This is a genomic window from Rhizobium jaguaris (genome assembly GCF_003627755.1).
GTDB classification, from domain to species: Bacteria; Pseudomonadota; Alphaproteobacteria; order Rhizobiales; family Rhizobiaceae; genus Rhizobium; species Rhizobium jaguaris.
Genome location: NZ_CP032694.1, coordinates 1,393,915 through 1,411,949, shown reverse-complemented (window position 1 = coordinate 1,411,949; position 18,035 = coordinate 1,393,915). Strand labels below are relative to the sequence as shown.

The 18,035-nt window shown below is 60.2% G+C and carries 16 protein-coding genes; 9 read left to right on the top strand and 7 right to left on the bottom strand.

The window, feature by feature from the left end:
• Window positions 1-8 precede the first annotated feature (8 nt).
• A complete protein-coding gene (locus CCGE525_RS06860; RefSeq protein ID WP_120706296.1) occupies window positions 9-1,247 on the top strand; it encodes an RNA polymerase sigma factor in 1,239 nt (412 codons plus the stop codon).
• Between the two features lie 9 nt (window positions 1,248-1,256).
• Here the strand turns inward: CCGE525_RS06860 and CCGE525_RS06855 are convergent, their stop codons facing one another.
• The gene (locus tag CCGE525_RS06855; protein WP_120703636.1) at window positions 1,257-2,216 is read right to left on the bottom strand and encodes a lysylphosphatidylglycerol synthase domain-containing protein; all 960 of its coding nucleotides are present in this window, start codon (window positions 2,214-2,216) and stop codon (window positions 1,257-1,259) included.
• Window positions 2,217-2,310: 94 nt separating this feature from the next.
• Between CCGE525_RS06855 and CCGE525_RS06850 the strand changes: the two genes are divergently transcribed.
• The 3 genes from CCGE525_RS06850 (at window position 2,311) to CCGE525_RS06840 (ending at window position 5,503) form a co-directional block, all read left to right on the top strand.
• Entirely contained in the window at window positions 2,311-3,330 is a 1,020-nt protein-coding gene (locus tag CCGE525_RS06850) for a glycosyltransferase family 2 protein (RefSeq protein WP_120703635.1), read from the top strand.
• Window positions 3,323-4,819 (top strand): glycosyltransferase family 39 protein, encoded by a 1,497-nt coding sequence (locus tag CCGE525_RS06845; protein WP_120703634.1) that lies wholly within the window; start codon window positions 3,323-3,325, stop codon window positions 4,817-4,819. Before CCGE525_RS06850 ends, CCGE525_RS06845 begins: the two co-directional genes overlap by 8 nt.
• A gap of 63 nt (window positions 4,820-4,882) precedes the next feature.
• Window positions 4,883-5,503, top strand: a complete 621-nt coding sequence (locus CCGE525_RS06840; protein ID WP_120703633.1) for an NUDIX hydrolase — start codon at window positions 4,883-4,885, stop codon at window positions 5,501-5,503.
• Here CCGE525_RS06840 and CCGE525_RS06835 read toward each other — a convergent pair whose 3' ends face one another.
• Window positions 5,504-6,871, bottom strand: a complete 1,368-nt coding sequence (locus tag CCGE525_RS06835; protein WP_120703632.1) for an aspartate aminotransferase family protein — start codon at window positions 6,869-6,871, stop codon at window positions 5,504-5,506. It lies immediately after the preceding gene.
• 82 nt (window positions 6,872-6,953) lie between these two features.
• Here CCGE525_RS06835 and CCGE525_RS06830 point away from each other — a divergent pair, with 82 nt between their 5' ends.
• Window positions 6,954-8,294, top strand: coding sequence for a glutamine synthetase family protein (locus CCGE525_RS06830; protein WP_120703631.1), 1,341 nt, complete (start codon window positions 6,954-6,956; stop codon window positions 8,292-8,294).
• Window positions 8,295-8,300: 6 nt separating this feature from the next.
• Here the strand turns inward: CCGE525_RS06830 and CCGE525_RS06825 are convergent, their stop codons facing one another.
• Window positions 8,301-9,248, bottom strand: coding sequence for a diacylglycerol/lipid kinase family protein (locus tag CCGE525_RS06825; RefSeq protein WP_120703630.1), 948 nt, complete (start codon window positions 9,246-9,248; stop codon window positions 8,301-8,303).
• A gap of 359 nt (window positions 9,249-9,607) precedes the next feature.
• Here CCGE525_RS06825 and CCGE525_RS06820 point away from each other — a divergent pair, with 359 nt between their 5' ends.
• A complete protein-coding gene (locus CCGE525_RS06820) occupies window positions 9,608-10,825 on the top strand; it encodes an MFS transporter (protein ID WP_120703629.1) in 1,218 nt (405 codons plus the stop codon).
• On the opposite strand, the gene CCGE525_RS06815 is transcribed toward CCGE525_RS06820, so the two are convergent.
• Entirely contained in the window at window positions 10,790-11,131 is a 342-nt protein-coding gene (locus CCGE525_RS06815) for a winged helix-turn-helix transcriptional regulator (RefSeq protein ID WP_120703628.1), read from the bottom strand. The two genes, CCGE525_RS06820 and CCGE525_RS06815, sit on opposite strands and share 36 nt — an antisense overlap.
• 145 nt (window positions 11,132-11,276) lie before the next feature.
• On the opposite strand from CCGE525_RS06815, the gene mgtE reads away from it, so the two are divergent.
• Window positions 11,277-12,650: a magnesium transporter gene (mgtE, locus tag CCGE525_RS06810; protein WP_120703627.1), complete on the top strand. Its 1,374-nt coding sequence runs from the start codon at window positions 11,277-11,279 to the stop codon at window positions 12,648-12,650.
• Window positions 12,651-12,715: 65 nt separating this feature from the next.
• Here the strand turns inward: mgtE and CCGE525_RS06805 are convergent, their stop codons facing one another.
• Complete coding sequence (locus tag CCGE525_RS06805; protein WP_120703626.1) at window positions 12,716-13,189, bottom strand: Lrp/AsnC family transcriptional regulator; 474 nt, start codon at window positions 13,187-13,189, stop codon at window positions 12,716-12,718.
• Window positions 13,190-13,334: 145 nt separating this feature from the next.
• Between CCGE525_RS06805 and CCGE525_RS06800 the strand changes: the two genes are divergently transcribed.
• Complete coding sequence (locus CCGE525_RS06800) at window positions 13,335-14,237, top strand: DMT family transporter (RefSeq protein WP_120703625.1); 903 nt, start codon at window positions 13,335-13,337, stop codon at window positions 14,235-14,237.
• Between the two features lie 99 nt (window positions 14,238-14,336).
• On the opposite strand, the gene CCGE525_RS06795 is transcribed toward CCGE525_RS06800, so the two are convergent.
• Complete coding sequence (locus CCGE525_RS06795; protein WP_120703624.1) at window positions 14,337-14,855, bottom strand: GNAT family N-acetyltransferase; 519 nt, start codon at window positions 14,853-14,855, stop codon at window positions 14,337-14,339.
• 13 nt (window positions 14,856-14,868) lie between these two features.
• On the bottom strand, window positions 14,869-16,533 hold the full coding sequence (locus CCGE525_RS06790) for an electron transfer flavoprotein-ubiquinone oxidoreductase (RefSeq protein ID WP_120703623.1): 1,665 nt from the start codon (window positions 16,531-16,533) through the stop codon (window positions 14,869-14,871).
• A gap of 293 nt (window positions 16,534-16,826) precedes the next feature.
• Between CCGE525_RS06790 and CCGE525_RS06785 the strand changes: the two genes are divergently transcribed.
• Complete coding sequence (locus CCGE525_RS06785; RefSeq protein ID WP_120703622.1) at window positions 16,827-17,615, top strand: SDR family oxidoreductase; 789 nt, start codon at window positions 16,827-16,829, stop codon at window positions 17,613-17,615.
• The last annotated feature ends 420 nt before the right edge of the window (window positions 17,616-18,035 follow it).

Below are 18,035 nucleotides of genomic sequence, written 5' to 3'. Positions count from 1 at the left end.
CCGTGTCGCTGAACGAAACCATCGACGATATCTACCGCAGTCAATCGCGCCGCGTACTTGCGACGCTGATCCGCCTGCTCGGCGATTTCGACCGGGCGGAGGAGGCTCTTCACGACGCCTTTGCGGCAGCGGCGCAGCAATGGACGGAAGAGGCTATCCCGGCCAACCCCTATGCCTGGCTGGTTTCGACTGGCCGCTTCCGGGCCATCGACCACATCCGGCGGCGAGCGCGTTTCAACGCCTCCGAGGCCGATATCGTCGACAGCCTGTATCCGGAGGGCCAATTGACCGAGATCGCCGAAAGCGAAGAGATCGAAGACGATATGCTCAGGCTGATCTTCACCTGCTGCCATCCGCTCATTCCTGCGGACGCACAGATGGCGATGGCTTTGCGCGAGGTCTGCGGCCTGACGACGGAAGAGATCGCCCATGCTTTCCTCATCTCCGCGCCGACCGTCGCCCAGCGTATCGTTCGCGCCAAGAACCGCATTCGTGCCGCCCAGATTCCCTATGAGGTTCCGGCGAAGGCGGAGTTGCCGGAGCGGCTGGCGCAGGTGCTGCACGTTATCTACCTCGTCTTTAACGAAGGCTATTCCGCCTCGTCCGGCGCTGCGATCATCCGCGCCGACCTCGCTGCCGAAGCCATTCGCCTCGGTCGCCTGCTTCTGAGGCTGCTGCCCGATGCGGAGGTTGCCGGACTGCTTGCGATGATGCTTCTGCAGGATTCGCGACGGCTGGCACGGGCAACTCCTTCAGGCGATCTTATCCTGCTTGCGGATCAGGACCGTGAGCTCTGGGACATCCGAAGAATCCGCGAGGGACTGGCCTTCGCCGCGGAGGCGATGGCGGGCGAAAGCGTCGGCAGTTATGCATTGCAGGCTGCAATCGCCGCCGAGCATGCACGCGCGGCAACGGCGGAGCGAACGGACTGGCGGCGGATCGTGGCGCTTTATGATCTGCTGCTGGTAGCGCATCCATCACCGGTGATCGAGCTCAACCGGGCAGTCGCGGTTTCAATGTGCGACGGGCCGGCGGCCGCGCTCGAGATCGTCGACGGCCTCCTGAGCGAAGACAGGTTGGCTCGATATCATCTGGCCCACGCGGCAAAGGCTGATTTCCTGCGCCAGCTCAACCTCAAAGATGAAGCGCGGCAGTCCTATGAGACGGCACTTTCGCTTTGCCATCAGGCGCCTGAGCAGGCGTTCCTCCGCAGGCGACTGGCAGGACTTGCCGGCAAGACCGGGTGACAGGCCGCGTCAGGGGTGCTTCTTGGGGACAAGCAAGGCGAGTGCCGTCCCCGTCAGAGCCGAAACGACGATCAGGAGATGTGCGCTGATGCTGGCCTGCGCCAGATTGTCGAGCGCAGCCTTTTGCGCCGGCGCTCCGAAAGCCATGGCGCCGGCGGTGATGCCTGCGGGATAGGTGCCTACGCCTCCGGGCGCATGCACCGGCAGTACGGAGGAGAGCTCGCCGCCGAGCGCGCCGCCGAAACTTGCCGACAGCGGCGTGACATTCATAAGGCGGAGCGCCCAGGCAAGCACCACGACCTTCACAAGCCAATTGACGACGGTCGCCAACCAGGCGCGAGCAAAAGCACCGGCATTAGCCGGCAAGCCACGTTCCAGCTCATGCACGAGCCCCTGCGCCCTCTTCGGCAATGCCTTGGCGGCAAATTTGATCAGCGGGCGGCGCAGGACAAAACCGGCGACCGGTAAAAGCAGGAAAACAAGCCATATGACCAAGGCAAGAGCGCGATAGGGCGAGGCTAGCGCCAAGCCGATGCCGGCCGCGGCGAGCAACGCATGCAGGTCGAACAGCCGCATCACAAACAGCGCCGAGGTGCCGCGCGCCAGGGGAATTCCGAATTCGGAACGCATCAGCACCGGGAAGCTGGTCTCCCCCGTGCGGAAAGGCATCATGATATTGAGGAGATTGTGGACCTGCGTCACGCGGAAGAGCGCGGTGAAATGGCCGCCGGTCTCCTTCGGGAAATAATCGTAGATGCGCCAGGTGCGCAGGAAGTAGGTGCTGGTCAGCAGCGCCATTGCCAACAAAATGGGCAGGACACCGACTTTGCCCCATTGCGCCAGGATCGAACTCCAGCCCCAGAACCATTCGATGAAGGCGGCATAGGCAAAGACGACAGCACCCGTCAGCATCGTCATTCGATTGCGAATAAACCAGTTCTGTCGGCTGGCAACCATCGGAGTCTTCATGTAGTTAAGGCACCAAATGCGAGCGGAGGCTGACGCCGGACATGTCGCTCGTTCCGTCCGGCCGGTTCTGCCGGTCTTTTAGGAGAAAGAAGAGTTGCAGACAACGGCAGAGTCGATCCGCCCCCTGACCGACACAGTAAGTACCACTGAGCTTTCGCTGGTCGTGCCTGTCTTTAATGAGGAAGAAAGCGTCGGGCCGCTGATCGAGCGTATCTGTTCCGCCATGGCAGGTTTCGCCAAGCCCTGGGAACTGATTCTGATCGACGACGGCAGCACCGATGCCACGCTTGCCAATGCACGCCGCTCGCTCGGGCGCGAGGGATTGACGCTGCGCATCGTCGAGCTGCAACGCAATTTCGGCCAGACCGCGGCCATGCAGGCCGGCATCGATACCGCCAACGGCCGGCTGATCGCCACGATGGACGGCGATTTGCAGAATGACCCGAAGGATATCCCTTCGATGGTCGAAGAGTTGGAACGGCGGCATCTCGACTTGCTCGTCGGCTGGCGCAAGAATAGGCAGGATGGGCTTTTCCTGCGCAAGATTCCCTCCTGGTGCGCCAACTATCTCATCGGCCGCATCACCGGCGTCAAGCTGCACGATTACGGCTGCAGCCTGAAAATCTACCGTGCCTCGATCATCAAGCAGATTAAGCTGATGGGCGAGATGCACCGCTTCATCCCCGCCTGGGTCGCCGGCGTCGTACCGAGCTCGCGGATCGGCGAAATGGTCGTTACCCATCATGCACGCCAACACGGCATATCGAAGTACGGAATCTCGCGCACCTTCCGCGTCATTCTCGATCTGCTGTCGGTCATGTTCTTCATGCGCTACAAGGCGCGGCCGGGCCATTTCTTCGGCTCTGTCGGCCTCGGCCTCGGGGCGTTCGCCAGTCTGATCCTGCTATGGCTCTTCATCGACAAGTTCATCTTCGGAGACAATATCGGGGACAGGCCGTTGTTATTGGTCGGCGTCGTGCTCCTGCTGTCGTCGGTGCAGATGATCACCACGGGCATTTTGGCGGAGATGATCGCGCGCATCTATTATCGCGATGATCTGTCGCCCAACTACATCGTCCGAAAGATCTTCGATCGAGATCATCAGGATGCATAGGTTTCTGGTCCGCCGACCGGATACCATCATCCTTTTGCTTGTCGGTTACTTCCTTCTGGAATTCCTGGTGCGGCTCGCCATGCCGCACGGCATGCGCTACGACGAGTCACAGCAGGCGCTTTTCTCGCAATGGCTGACACTCGGCTACGATTCCCAGCCGCCGCTCTACAACTGGGTGCAGGCGCTGGCGGTATCCGTCTTCGGACTATCATTGGCGACGATTTCCATCGTCAAGAACGTCGTGCTCTTCCTGGTGTTCTTCAGCTACTACAAGCTGGCAAAGCTCGTGCTGTCCGACAAGGTTTTCGCAGCGATCGCCACGCTGTCCTTGCTGACGATCCCGCAGCTTTTCTGGGAGGCACAGCGCGACCTGACGCATACGGTCGCGCAGCTCCTGACCATCAACCTCTTCCTCTATGGCGCTATCCGCACGCTGAAGACGCCAAGCCTGGGTTCCTATGTGTTCACCGGCATAGCACTCGGTCTCGGCATGCTGTCGAAATATAATTTCGCTCTGCTTGCCGCCGCCGCGGTCGTCGCCGTCCTGATGCATCCGAAGGGACGGTCGCGTATCTTCGACCGGCGTTTTCTGCTGACCCTGCTAATCTCCCTGTTGATCTTTCTGCCGCATGGACTTTGGCTGATCCACAATCTCGACCTAGCCTCCGGACGAACCCTGGGGATCATGGAGCAGGACGCGCCGCAAAGCGCTTTTGCCAAACTGGTGCAGGGACCGCTGGAATTCGTGAAACTGGTCGTCGTCATCTGCGCACCGACGCTCGTCATCTATTCGCTGGTCTTCGGCAAGAGCCTCTTTAAGAACCTGGGGCGGTCGAACGAATGGACACGTTTTTTCGAAGTCCTCTTCGTAGTCATCGCCATATTGGTGCTCATCCTGATCGTCGCCGTCGGCATGACGGCGCTGCGGGACCGCTGGCTGCTGCCCTTCCTGTTTCTGCTGCCGATCTATCTTTGCCTGAAGATGGAGGTGGCTGGCATCAAAGCCGCGGATTTCGGCAAGCGCTTCTTCTATATACCGCTGGCGATGATGCTGATCATCCCGGCATCGCTTTTGATCCGCGTCACCTTACCGGCGCTTTTCGGCTCCTATGACCATTACAACACCCCCTACCCCGCCTTCGTCAGCCAGGCCGTGGCGACGGAAGGCAAAAAGCCGGGGTTGGTGCTGACGGACAATTGGCTGCCGGCCGGCAATCTGCATTTGCAACTGCCCGACGTGCCGGCCATGTCGCTCTTTTTCGGAAATCTGAAGGCGGACTATCAATGGAGCGCCGACAAGCCGATCCTCGTCGTGTGGCGGCCGGGCAAGAACGCCGACGGCGTGCCGCCACCATTGACGCGCTGGTTGCAGGAAACGCTCGGCGCGCAATATAGGGCGCCGGACGTCAAGCTCGCGAATGTCCAATACATTCACGGCAAGCCCGGCGACATGGCGCCCTTCGGCTATGCCTGGATCTATCCGAAATAAACGCCGATCATCCGATCCGCGGAACTTGCACTCCATTCTCAATTTTCCACGCCGGAACAGCTCATGGACCTGACCGACAAGCTTGCAACCAACTCGCCTGACTCCGCCGATCTACCGCCATGGCAAGTCAAGAGCTCCACCCATCTGCTTCACGACCGATGGCTGAAAGTCAGAGCTGACGCGTGCGTTACGGCCGAGGGCGTGGAGATCGCGCCCTATTATGTACTGGAATATCCCGATTGGGTGGGGGTGGTGGCGATTGATGCGGAGGACAATATCTACCTGGTCCAGCAGTATCGTCATGGTCTGGGTGTCGTCTCACTGGAGCTGCCAGGCGGTGCAATGGATGCGAGCGACGCCAATCCGATCGAGGCGGCCACGCGCGAGCTGAGGGAAGAAACTGGCCTGTCTGCTTCCGAATGGGAATATGTGGGCGCCCTCGCGCCGAATCCGGCCACCCATTCGAACCTTTCCCATATCGTGCTCGCCCGTAATGTCGAGATATCAGCGAAACCCGCAGACGATCCGACGGAGCGCATTCGCCTTGTGCGCATGCCGATCCGGCAGGCCATCGGATTGGCACTCAAGGGCAGGATGATCCAGGTCATCCACGTCGCGGCGCTGACGCTTGCCCTGCACAAGGCCGGCAAATGGGATGCGCCATCGCTGGCGGACAAGAGTTGACTAGGATCTCGTTTGTGCCCACACCGCGTCGAGCGCCAGCCGCGTGATGCGCACCATTTGATCCACGTCTTCATGGCTGATGATCAATGGCGGCGAGGCCAGCATGCGGTCGGCGGTGGCGCGAAGCACGAGACCATTGGTCAAAGCATGATTGCGCACTGCCGAGCCGATCGCATCCGGCTTCTCGAAGCGGCGGCGGGTGGATTTGTCGGCGGCAAGCTGCAGCGCGCCCATCAACCCGATGCTGACGGCTTCGCCGACCATATCGTGATCGGCAAGGGCGCCCCACGCCTTTGCGAAATAGGGGCCGATATCGTCACGGACGCGCTCGATCAGCCGCTCGTCCTCGATGATCCTGAGGTTTTCCAGCGCAGCGGCGGCGCAGACCGGATGGCCGGAATAGGTGAAGCCGTGATTGAACTCACCGACATCATTGATGAGGACATCGGCGATGCGCTCGCTGACCAACACACCGCCAATCGGCAGGTAGCCGGAAGACAGGCCCTTGGCGATCGGTGCGAGATCGGGCTCGATACCGAAATGCTGATAGCCGAACCAGGAGCCGAGCCTTCCGAAGCCGCAGATCACCTCGTCGCAAACTAGGAGGATGTTTCGCACCTTACAGATGCGGGCGATTTCCGGCCAATAGGTCGAGGGCGGAATAATGACGCCGCCCGCCCCCTGAACCGGTTCGGCGATGAAGGCCGCGACATTGTCCTCGCCAAGTTCATTGATCTTTTCTTCCAACTCGCGAGCGACCTTGAGGCCGAACTCTTCCGGAGAGAGATCGTCGCCGTCCGCGTACCAATAGGGCTGTCCGATATGAACGACACCGGGGATCGGCAGGTCGCCCTGCTCATGCATATATTTCATGCCGCCCATGCTGGCGCCGGCGACGGTGGAGCCGTGATAGCCATTCTTACGTGCAATGACGATCTTCTTCGTCGGCTTGCCGACCGCACTCCAGTAGACGCGCGCCATGCGGAACCAGGTGTCGTTGGCTTCCGAGCCGGAATTGGTAAAGAAGACGTGATTGAAATGCGGCCCGGCATGGGCGCAGACTTTCTCCGACAAGAGCGTGGCCGGCGTCGTCGTCGTGCCGAAGAAGGTGTTGTAGTAGGGCAGTTCGTTCATCTGCCGGATGGCGGCATCGGCAATTTCTGTTCTTCCATAGCCGATATTGACGCACCAGAGGCCGGCAAAACCGTCGAGATATTTCTTGCCACTGCCATCGAAGATATAGACGCCTTCGCCGCGCTGGATGATGCGGGCGCCGTCGGCATTCAACTTCTTCATGTCGGCGAACGGATGGAGATGGTGAGCGGCGTCGACGGCGGCGAGGTTGGAACGGCTGGAAGTGTCGGACATCGTTTGCAGAATCCCTATCGGATTGAAAGGCTGGCCTCGATCGTTTACCACCATGCCGTGAGCATGGGGGATTGACAAGGGCATGGCGGCTGACAACACAACCGAAGGTACGGCACGCATCGAAGTGTTGATATCAGACATGAACGGCCGGCTGCGCGGCAAGCAGATACCCATGGAAGCCGAGAGGAAAGTCTGGTCCGGCGCGGTGCGCCTGCCGACCTCGACGCAATCCCTGGATATCTGGGGCGATGACAATGACGACCTCACCGGCCTGTCGCTCACGATCGGCGATCCGGACGGCATCTGCGTCGCTGATCCGCGTACGCTCGTAGACATGCCCTGGACGCCATCCGGATCGAAGCAGGTGCTGGCCACCATGCACGAACTCGATGGAGCCCCAAGTTTCCAGGATCCGCGCGCTATTCTGTCGGCCGTGGTCGATCGCTATAGGGCGCTCGGCCTGACGCCGGTCGTTGCGACCGAACTGGAATTCTATCTTCTCGCTAGCGACTGGCGCGAGCGCGGCCGCCCCTCGCCGCCGCCGGCGCTGATGTATCGCGACGAGCCGAACGGCTATCAGCTCTACGATATGGATGCCGTCGATCTCCTCGGCGACTATCTCGAAACCTTGCGGGCCTATGCCAAAGCACAGGGCCTGCCGGCGGAGGCGACCACGGCGGAATTCGGCCCAGGCCAGTTCGAGGTCAATCTGCTGCATCGCCCGGACGCGCTCGCGGCGGCCGATGACTCGATCTTTCTGAAACGAGCAGCCGAGCAGGCAGCACGCAAGCACGGTCTCAAATCGACCTGCATGGCGAAACCCTATAGCGATCACGCTGGTTCCGGCCTGCATGTGCACGCCAGCATCATCGACGGTCAGGGGCGCAATATTCTTGACGCGGCGGGCGGCGAGCCAAAGAGGCTGAAATCGATCTGCGCCGGTTTGCTGCAAACCCTGCAGGACGCGCAGTTGGTCTTTGCACCCTATGCCAATTCCTATCGCCGATTCCAGCCGGGCTCGTTCGCGCCCGTGGATCTGACCTGGGGCTACGGTCATCGCGGAACGGCGGTGCGCATCCCTGAAAAGGATGGGCCGGAGGCCCGTATCGAGCACCGTGTCGCCGGTGCCGATGCCAATCCATACCTGATGCTGGCGGCGATCCTCGGAGGCATGTTGCTTGGATTGCAGAATGAACTCGATCCCGGCGAAGAGACGACACCAAGCCATGTGCCGTCCAATGCGCCACGACTGACGCATGATTTCCTTACCGCCGTTGAGCGCTTCCGCGCCTCGCCCTTCATCGCCGATATTTTCGGAGAGCGGTATCAGAAGCTCTACGGCGATACGAAGCACAAGGAAGCAATCCGCTATCTGCGCACCGTGTCCGATTTCGACTATCGGACGTATCTGCCGCGCCTTTGACGGACGTCAGACGAACGCGCTGCGGACTGCGTCTTCCTCGGCTGCTCGTGCGGCTGTGGCTTGCTTGATCATCACCTTCAGCTCGCCGGCATGAAGTTTAAGTGTAATATCGCGTTCCAGCGGCAGCAGCTCGCCGTCGACGACGCAATTCGCCAGGCTGCGCAACTTCGGGAAATGCAGATGCACTTCGCGCGCATGCATGACCATGACATCGGCGTTGTCGCGAAATCGGCCGCGCAGCATATCGATGGCCAGCCGCGCCACGTTGAGCGGCCGCAACGGCCCTGCCGTATAGAAGCCAAGCTCGCCGCCGCGCAGATCATCGGCATAAAGCAGCGTGTTGGCGCCGAAGGGATTGTTGGATATGGAAATCGCCGAGACGTGGCGGCGCTCACGAACTCCCTCGGCTTCGAAATCGACATCGAACTCCGGTGGATTGAAGACGACGCCCAAGGCGGCGCGCGTGCTGGCCGACATCTTGCCGAAACGCGAACGATAAGTATAGGCGTTGCGGTAGCGCACCATGCGCGCGTGCATGCCGGCGGAAAACTGATGGATGAAGGGCCGGCCGTTGGCGCTGCCGATATCCACTTGATCGACCTCGCCCGTCGCCAGCACGTCCAGCACCTGATAGATATCGAGCGGCAGCCGGAGCGAGCGTGCAAAGAGGTTCATCGTGCCGGCCGGAATGACGCCAAGTGCGACGCCGTTTCTCCAAGCGACCGCGGCGGCCGCGGAAATCGTTCCATCACCGCCGCCAGCGACGATACCGTCGATATCGTCGCGCCGCGCTGCACGTTCCATCGCAGCAACGATTTCGCTACCCGAAACGACCAGGCCTTCGAAATCATGGCCGGCATCCCGGAAAACCTGCTCTGCCTTCATTTCGTAAGCGGCCATGTCCGTTGTCTTGAACGTACCGCCGTCGCGATTGAAAAAGCCGATCAGTTTCATCGAGGCTCCCGGTTCTCTCGCTGAATACGTCTCAAAAAGGATCTGATCCCCACACCTGCTCTTCCAGAAATGGTTTCGACCAAGGCGATTTCAAGCGTTTTGACACCGTCTACGGCAATCAATGCGGGTGGCACATCGAACGATGAGCCTCGCAAAGACTTATGCAAGGAGCGATATGCTGCACTGCAGAAAATGCACGCGACAGCGATATCACCCTGATTCATATTATTAATTGGGGCGTTCTCATGCCTTTCCAGTCTTCATTTCGTATCGTGTGCCCGACGCCTGCATCCCGGTTTCTTCCATCCGGTTGCCCGCTCCGCGGCGCTTTTTTGCATGATCGCCGCCAAGGAGTTTTCGTGAGCGATATCGCCGCCGACGTCATTGATTCCCAAACCGTCCTCGAAGGGCCGTCGCGCACCGCGATCGCCCTTGTCACACTGGCGCTCGCGGTCGGCAGCTTCGGTATCGGCACCGGCGAATTCGTCATCATGGGCTTGTTGCCTGAGGTCGCCGATACTTTCGGTGTTACCACGCCAGAGGCAGGCCATGTCATCAGTGCCTATGCGCTCGGTGTTGTCGTCGGCGCCCCGGTCATCGCCGTTCTCGCTGCCAAGATGGCGCGGCGCACCCTGCTTTTGCTGATGATGGCAATCTTTGCAGCCGGCAATATTTCCAGTGCTCTCGCTCCGACCTTCGAAAGCTTCGCGGCTCTGCGTTTCATCACCGGCTTGCCGCACGGTGCCTATTTCGGCGTCGCAGCGCTTGTGGCCGCCTCAATGGTGCCTGTCCATCGCCGCGTGCGTGCGGTCGGACAGGTCATGCTTGGCCTCACCATAGCCACCCTGATCGGCACACCGATCGCCACCTTTCTCGGCCAGCTTCTGAACTGGCGGGCGGCTTTCATGATGGTCGGCGGCGTCGGCCTCGTGACCATGCTGCTCATTGCGCTGTTCCTGCCCAAGGATAGGGTCGAGGAAGGCGCGAGCATCGCCCGCGAACTGGGGGCGCTGCGCCGTGTCCAGGTCTGGCTGACGCTTGGCATTGCCGCGGTCGGCTTCGGCGGCATGTTCTCGATCTTCAGCTACGTTGCAACGACGACAACGCAGGTTGCCGGTTTGGGAACAGGCATGGTGCCGGTCGTGTTGGCGCTCTTCGGCATCGGCATGAATGTCGGCAATATTGTCGGCTCGCGTCTGGGTGACCTGTCGCTCAAGGGCACGATCGGCGGCATGATGGTCTTCAACGTCGTCATCATGACGCTGTTTTCGCTGACGGTTGCCAATTCTGTGATGCTTTGCCTCTGTGTGTTCCTGATCGGCTGCGGTTTTGCCGCCTGCCCTGCCGTGCAAACACGTCTGATGGATGTCGCGGCGGATGCACAGACGCTGGCTGCCGCCTCCAACCATTCGGCCTTCAACATCGCCAATGCGCTCGGCGCCTGGCTCGGCGGCCTGGTGATTTCCTGGGGCTTCACGGCGGCGTCGACGGGCTATGTCGGCGCGGTGCTTTCCGTCTTGGGCCTGATCGTTTTCGGGATATCAGTTGCTCTTGAGCGCGACAGCCGGCGCGCATGACGCCGGCAGAGGCCGCACTTCTTGCTTGCCACTATCGCAGAAGACGTTTTCCTCACCCCAGACGGCTATCGCTTTGATGATCGGCTCAAGGCTGGCGCCGAGCGGCGTCAGCGCATAATCGACGCGCGGCACATGCCCCCGGCCAAACTGTTTTTGACATTTTTGCAACAATGATTGCTGCAACGCACAAGCCTTAGCCGCCCAATAAAAAAATACCTGCGACATTATGGCATTAACCATCGGCGCCACTTGACTTTTCGCCTCTTCGGAGCGACTTCTCCCGATGTGGGGAACAGTGTTTTCCATACCGATTAACCGGAGCCATCTTACGATGCCTAGCGACAGTAGTAGTCGATTGCCTTTGCCGTCAGTGGCGCTCGTGCTGTAACCGACTCCTGTCGGCTCGCCACGATCTGTCACGACGGCGGATCGACTGGAAAGGCGAGCTATAATGAATATCAACAGCTTCCCCATGCGGGCTGGCAGCGCCGCTCGTGCATTCATCAATAATAATCGCGGCCTTACCATTGCAGAACGCGTTGAGTCGCTGAACGCGATCGAGGCCAGCGAAGCCGCGCGCATCTTGGCCAAGATGCCGGAAGAACGCGCCATTCGCATTCTCGACCGGCCGGAGCTTCGTAACGCCCCTGCCATTCTTGAGGTCATGACCAATGCAGACGCCGCACGGCTGCTGCATGGCATGTCCAACGACCGCGTGGCCGACATTCTTCTCGAACTGGACGACGACGCCCGCGCGCGTCTGTTTGCCACCCTTGAGGAGCCTGCACGTGTCGCAATCCAGGGCTTGATGGGTTATCCGCCGCGCACGGCCGGCGGCATCATGACGACAGAGTACGTCAGCGTGTTCGCCAGTTGGACCGTCGCACAGACGCTCGACCACGTTCGCCAGGTCGAGCGCTCCCGCGAAACGGTCTATGCGATCTATGTGCTCGACGACGACACCCATGCGCTGCTGCATGTCGTGACGCTGCGCCGTCTCATCACCGGCGAGCCCGATGCCTGTATCCTGACGGTGGCGCAGAAGGGTGCACCGGTCACTGCGCCTGCGCTGATGAAGCAGGAGGATGTCGCCCGCCTGATCCGTCGCCACGACCTGCTCGCATTGCCGGTTGTCGACGAAAACGGCCTCATGCTCGGCATCGTCACGGTCGACGACGTCATCGATACCATGATCGCCGATACGACCGAGGCTGCACAGAGATTCGGCGGTATGGAGGCCCTCGGCCAGCCCTACATGAAAATCGGCTTCGGGGGCATGATCCGCAAGCGTGCCGGCTGGCTCGCTGCCCTCTTCCTCGGCGAGATGCTGACGGCAAGCGCCATGCAGCACTTCGAAGGCGAGCTGGAGAAGGCAGTCGTGCTGACGCTCTTCATCCCGCTGATCATGAGCTCGGGAGGCAATTCCGGCTCGCAGGCAACCTCGCTGATCATCCGGGCGCTGGCGCTCGGCGAGCTCAAGCTTTCCGATTGGTGGCGGGTCGCGTTCCGCGAATTGCCGACGGGTATTGTGCTCGGCTCGATCCTCGGTCTCGTCGGCTTTGCCCGCGTTGTGCTTTGGCAGACCATCGGCCTTTTCGACTATGGTCCGCATTGGCAACTGGTCGGCGTCACGGTCTTCGCCGCCTTGATCGGTATCGTCACCTTCGGCTCGCTGGCCGGCTCGATGCTGCCCTTCATTCTGCAAAAACTGCGCCTCGATCCAGCCAGCGCATCGGCCCCGTTCGTCGCAACGCTGGTCGACGTCACCGGGTTGGTGATCTATTTCTCGGTCGCGCTGATGATCCTCAGCGGCACTTTGCTTTGAGGATAAGAAAATCCTGCATCGAAGGGGGCCGGCGACGGCCCCTTTTTCTTTCATGCCGGTAGTTTTCAGATCGGCTGGGGCAGCTTCAAGACGCCGTTGGTCTTGATGCTGCGGATTGCGAAATTCGAGCGTAGGTCGGAGACGCCGGGCAGCGTCAGAAGCTTTTCCGACATCACCTTCTCATAGGCGGCAAGGTCCTCGACGACGACTTCCGCCAGAAAATCCGCAGCTCCGGAAATCAGGTGGCAGGACACGATCTCGGGGATCGCGAGCAATGCCGCCTGCTGCGCCTCGGAATTCTCTTTCGAATGATGGCCGACCTTGAGTTCGACGAAAACCGTCAGCCCGAGACCGGCCTCCTTGCGATCGATATCGGCGCGATAGCCGCGCAGCAGACCCGATTTTTCCAGATTGCGAATGCGCCTCAAACAGGGTGACGGCGACAGGTTCACCCGCTCGGCGATCTCGACATTGGTGGCGCGCGCGTCCTCCTGCAGGCAGTTAAGGATGGCAATATCGAATTTATCCAGTTTTGGCATTTTTGCAAAGTCTTTCCGCTAATATTGGCAGATAGTTGCTCATAGCACTTTCTTCGAGCCATAACTAGCAAGGACATGCCTCGGCCTTCGGCGCTATCTTTTCGTCAACCGGATGATGATCCGGACGGCTCGAAAGGATACGTCGATGACTGCTTTGACCCTCTCCTCCCGCAAGACAACGCCTGCTGCAGTCGGTTATGCCGGCGCCATCGTTACGGTGCTGATCTGGGCCAACTGGATTCTTGCCACCCGCCACACCGCAGAAACGCAGATGGGCACGGTCGACCTCGGCCTGATCCGCTACGGCATTCCGGCGCTGGTGCTTTCGCCCGTCTGGCTGCGCACCGGGCTGTTGCCGAAAGGTGTGCCGCTGAAGCTTTTGGCGCTGATGGTCTGCGGCTCAGGCGCGCTCTTCTTTCAATTGACTACCTTCGCCATCCATTTCACACCCGCCGCATCAGCCGGCATCCTGCTCGGTGGCTCAATGCCGCTGGCAACGGCGCTGCTCGGCGTGCTGCTGTTTCGCGAGCGACCCGACATCACCCGCTGGCTCGGCCTCGGGGGCATCGTCGCCGGCGTCATCATCCTTTTGGTGCGTAGCCTGTCCGGCACGGAGATTTCATGGGCCAGCTTCACGCTGTTGCCGCTCGGCGCCCTCCTCTGGGCCGGTTACACCCACGCTTTTCGTCGCTCCGGCCTGAACGCCATCCAATCAAGCGCCATCATCGCCATCTGGTCGTTCCTCATCCACGTCGGCCTGGCCTTCATCTTCGGCAGTTCGCTCGCCTCCATCCCACTGCCGGAAATCGGCCTGCAGGTTGTCAGCCAAGGCCTGCTTTCCGGCCTCGCCGCCACGCTCGCCTATGGTCTCGCCGTTCAGGCCCTCGGCGGCACGCAAGCCGCGGCCTTCACTGCCATCACACCCGTCCTCGCCACCTTCGGCGGCGCATTGCTGCTTGGCGAATCGATCGGCGCCGCTGAAATTGCAGCCGCTGTTGTCACCGGAATGGGCGTTGCGCTTTCGACGGGGGTACTGTCGCGGAAATAAGCGCGGCGATCAGTGAAGGATAGCTTGAAGGCTGCCCCTTGGGCAGCCTTCGGCATTTAAGACAGCGTCATCTGATAGTTGACGCCTGTAAATACCTACTCAGAACCACAGTGCCATGGCCACCCGTCTTTCGGAACCCGCGCCATGGTCGATCTCGAATTTTAGAATCTCAGACAGTCCTGCCGGCATCTGATGTTCATCCAGCACTTTGAACCCGAGCGAGGCGTAAAAAGGCGCGTTGAACGGCACATAGCGGTCCGTCGTCAAGGTGACGCCCGATGCGCCGCGCGTCCGCGCCGCTTCGATTACGGTCAGCATCAAGCGGCGCCCGACACCCTTGCGCTGCCAGCGTTGCATGACGTCAATCTCCACGACATAGATCGCACCATCAAGCTCGGCAGCGGCAAGGAAGGCGAAGGGGTGATCCAAATCATCCGCCGCCACGAGCAACAGCTTCGCATCGAGCGCACGCTGCAGCTTGTCACGCGGCACGGTCCTGCCGTCATCCTCTCTGCCGAGTGCCTGACGGAGAGTCACGAAGGCGTCGATCTCGATCTCCGCCATAAAATCCAGATCAGTGGAACGGGCAAGCCGAATGGTGAAAGCGTCTCGCTGCATCTTCCCATGCCCGTCACATGTTCGGATAGACCGGCCCCTCACCGCCCTGCGGCGGCACCCAGTTGATGTTCTGGTTGGGGTCCTTGATGTCGCAGGTCTTGCAGTGGACGCAGTTCTGGGCGTTGATGACGAAAGTTTCCTTGCCGTCCTTTTCCACCCATTCATAGACACCGGCCGGACAGTAGCGGGTCGACGGACCGGCATAGATGTCGAATTCCGAGCTCTTCTGCAGCGCCATGTCCTTGACCTGAAGATGGACCGGCTGGTCCTCCTCATGATTAGTGTTCGACAGGAACACCGAGGACAGGCGGTCGAAGGTCAGAACGCCATCCGGCTTTGGGTAGGCGATCGGCTTGTGCTTGGCCGCCGGTTCGAGAGATTGGGCATCGGTCTTGCCGTGTTTCAGCGTGCCGAACAGGGAGAAGCCGAACAAGGTGTTCATCCACATGTCGAAGCCGCCAAGCGCAATGCCGAGACCGGTGCCGAATTTCGACCAGAGCGGCTTGACGTTGCGGACCTTCTTCAGGTCGCGGCCGATATCGGTGGCACGCCATTCATTCTCGATCTCGACCACTTCATCGTTGGAGCGGCCGGATGCAATCGCCGCAGCAATCTTGTCAGCCGCCAGCATGCCCGAGAGCACCGCATTGTGGCTACCCTTGATGCGCGGCACATTGACGAAACCGGCCGAACAGCCGATCAGCGCGCCGCCGGGGAAAGAAAGCTTCGGCACCGACTGCCAGCCACCCTCGGTAATGGCGCGCGCGCCGTAGGAGAGCCGCTTGGCCCCCTCGAACGTGCCGCGGATCGCCGGATGCGTCTTGAAGCGCTGGAATTCTTCGAAGGGATAGAGATAGGGATTCTTGTAGTTGAGGTGGATGACGAAACCGACGGCGACGAGATTGTCCTCGAGATGATAGAGGAAAGAGCCACCGCCTGTTTTCATGCCGAGCGGCCAACCGAAGGAATGCTGCACGAGACCCTGCTTGTGGTGCTCGGGCTTCACCTGCCAGAGTTCCTTGATGCCGATGCCGAATTTCTGCGGCTCGCGGCCCTTCTGCAGGTCGAACTTGGCAATCAGCTGTTTGGCGAGCGAGCCGCGCACGCCTTCGCCGATCAGCACATATTTGCCGAGCAGCGCCATACCGCGCGTATAGTTCGGACCAGGCTCGCCGTTCTTCTCGATGCCCATGTCGCCGGTGGCGACGCCGATGACGGCGCCGGCATCATTATAGAGCACTTCGGTTGCGGCAAAGCCGGGATAGATTTCAACGCCGAGCGCCTCGGCCTTTTCGGCGAGCCAGCGACAGACAAGCCCAAGCGAGACGATATAATTGCCGTGATTGCTCATTAGCGGCGGCATCATGAAATTCGGCAGGCGGACGGAGCCGGCGGGTCCCAGGAACAGGAAATGATCGTCCGTCACCTCGGTCTTGAAGGGATGCCCCTCCTCTTCGCGCCAGCCGGGCAGCAAGCGATCTATGCCGATCGGATCGACGACCGCGCCGGATAGGATATGGGCGCCGACCTCCGCTCCCTTTTCGAGCACAACGACGGTGAGATCGGGATTGACCTGTTTCAGCCGGATCGCAGCCGACAGGCCAGCCGGTCCGGCGCCGACAATCACAACGTCGAATTCCATGCTCTCGCGTTCAGGCAGCTCACTGGCGTCAGTCATTCACTTTCTCCGATTGACCAGGCTCCGATTGAATTGGCGCGCGGCCTTATCCCCTTTGGGCGTCTTCCCCATTTCGGGTATCTCTTGTCAAAATGGGAGGGGATTGTCGAGCCGGGAAGCGACAGTTGATCCTCCAATTCGCACAGCGCTCTGTCGAAGTTAGATTACTCTTACGTTAACGTCAATATTTCCGCGCGTTTGCTTGCTGCTTATCGGCATTCAACTTTCAAAAATGGTTCGCAGCATTCTATAAATCCCCTTCGAAATATTCGGCAACGTGAAAGGTGAACAACATGGATCTCGGCATCAAAGGAAAGCGGGCGCTGGTTTTGGCTTCGTCCAAGGGGCTTGGCCATGGCATAGCGGTGGCGCTGGCGCGTGAGGGTGTAAATGTCCTGCTTTGCGGTCGCAGCGGCGAGAGGCTCCAGAGCAATTGCAAGGCCATCAATGCCGAAGGAAAAGGCCAGGCCGATTGGATCTGGGCAGATCTCAACGACGAGAATTTCGTCGAGGTCGTCGGCAAGGCGGTAGCCGACAAACTCGGCGGACTCGACATTCTCGTCAACAATACCGGCGGGCCGATACCAGGAACATCAGAGGACATGACCGCCGACCGGCTGGAAACCTATTTCCTGTCGATGGTGGCGCGGATCATAACGCTAACCAATGCGTTGCTGCCCGGCCTGAAGGCGCAGGGCTGGGGACGCATCCTGACCGTCGCTTCCTCCGGCGTCATCGAACCGATCCCCAATCTGGCGCTCTCCAACACGCTGCGCCCCGCGCTTGCCGGCTGGAGCAAGACGCTAGCGACCGAGGTCGCGGCCCATGGCATCACCGTGAATATGCTTCTGCCGGGCAGCATCGCTACCGACCGATTGGCCGAACTTGACAACGCGGCAGCCAAACGCAGTGGCAAGAGCCTGGAGGAAATTCATGCCGAGCGTCAGCAGCGCATTCCCGCCGGTCGCTATGGCCGCGTCGAAGAGTTCGCGGCGACAGCCGCCTTTCTCTGCAGCGAATCCGCGAGCTATGTCACCGGCTCCATGATCCGCTGCGACGGCGGCGCGGCACGTTCGCTCTGAAGATAGGATCAGCGAATAAGCGGTGTGCCTTTGGAGAAAACGGGCGCACCGAACACAATTGCGTGAGAAACGACGAGGCCGATACCGGGCCCGAATCCTGCAGATTCGGGATAAACGGCGACATAAGAGCGGCATTGCATTGCTTTTGTCGCATAACTGCAATCAAAAAATAGTCATTTCGACCATTTGTTGCACTGCAAACGGAAACACACCGGCAAAGCTTTCCAAGTGTTAATTTTTCACCCTGTCGAACTGTGGTAAGTTGCCGCGAATTGGCGTTCATAAATTCGCGTTATAGGGACAGAATACCGAACGTTAGCGGTAACGGCGATGTGATGAATTGCGGCAAAGCCCGTCTTTGTTGCGTCGCAATAAATCCACATCAAATGTCATCGCGTTTCCTGCAACTTGCCTCGACCG

Excerpts from the sequence above, each read along its gene's own strand:
- mgtE (WP_120703627.1), top strand. The coding sequence starts at position 11,277 with ATGAATATCAACAGCTTCCCCATGCGGGCTGGCAGCGCCGCTCGTGCA.
- CCGE525_RS06815 (WP_120703628.1), bottom strand. The coding sequence starts at position 11,131 with ATGGAAAACACTGTTCCCCACATCGGGAGAAGTCGCTCCGAAGAGGCG.
- CCGE525_RS06835 (WP_120703632.1), bottom strand. The coding sequence starts at position 6,871 with ATGTCCGACACTTCCAGCCGTTCCAACCTCGCCGCCGTCGACGCCGCT.
- CCGE525_RS06785 (WP_120703622.1), top strand. The coding sequence starts at position 16,827 with ATGGATCTCGGCATCAAAGGAAAGCGGGCGCTGGTTTTGGCTTCGTCC.
- CCGE525_RS06805 (WP_120703626.1), bottom strand. The coding sequence starts at position 13,189 with ATGCCAAAACTGGATAAATTCGATATTGCCATCCTTAACTGCCTGCAG.
- CCGE525_RS06855 (WP_120703636.1), bottom strand. The coding sequence starts at position 2,216 with ATGAAGACTCCGATGGTTGCCAGCCGACAGAACTGGTTTATTCGCAAT.
- CCGE525_RS06840 (WP_120703633.1), top strand. The coding sequence starts at position 4,883 with ATGGACCTGACCGACAAGCTTGCAACCAACTCGCCTGACTCCGCCGAT.
- CCGE525_RS06845 (WP_120703634.1), top strand. The coding sequence starts at position 3,323 with ATGCATAGGTTTCTGGTCCGCCGACCGGATACCATCATCCTTTTGCTT.
- CCGE525_RS06830 (WP_120703631.1), top strand. The coding sequence starts at position 6,954 with ATGGCGGCTGACAACACAACCGAAGGTACGGCACGCATCGAAGTGTTG.
- CCGE525_RS06825 (WP_120703630.1), bottom strand. The coding sequence starts at position 9,248 with ATGAAACTGATCGGCTTTTTCAATCGCGACGGCGGTACGTTCAAGACA.
- CCGE525_RS06800 (WP_120703625.1), top strand. The coding sequence starts at position 13,335 with ATGACTGCTTTGACCCTCTCCTCCCGCAAGACAACGCCTGCTGCAGTC.
- CCGE525_RS06795 (WP_120703624.1), bottom strand. The coding sequence starts at position 14,855 with ATGCAGCGAGACGCTTTCACCATTCGGCTTGCCCGTTCCACTGATCTG.
- CCGE525_RS06790 (WP_120703623.1), bottom strand. The coding sequence starts at position 16,533 with ATGACTGACGCCAGTGAGCTGCCTGAACGCGAGAGCATGGAATTCGAC.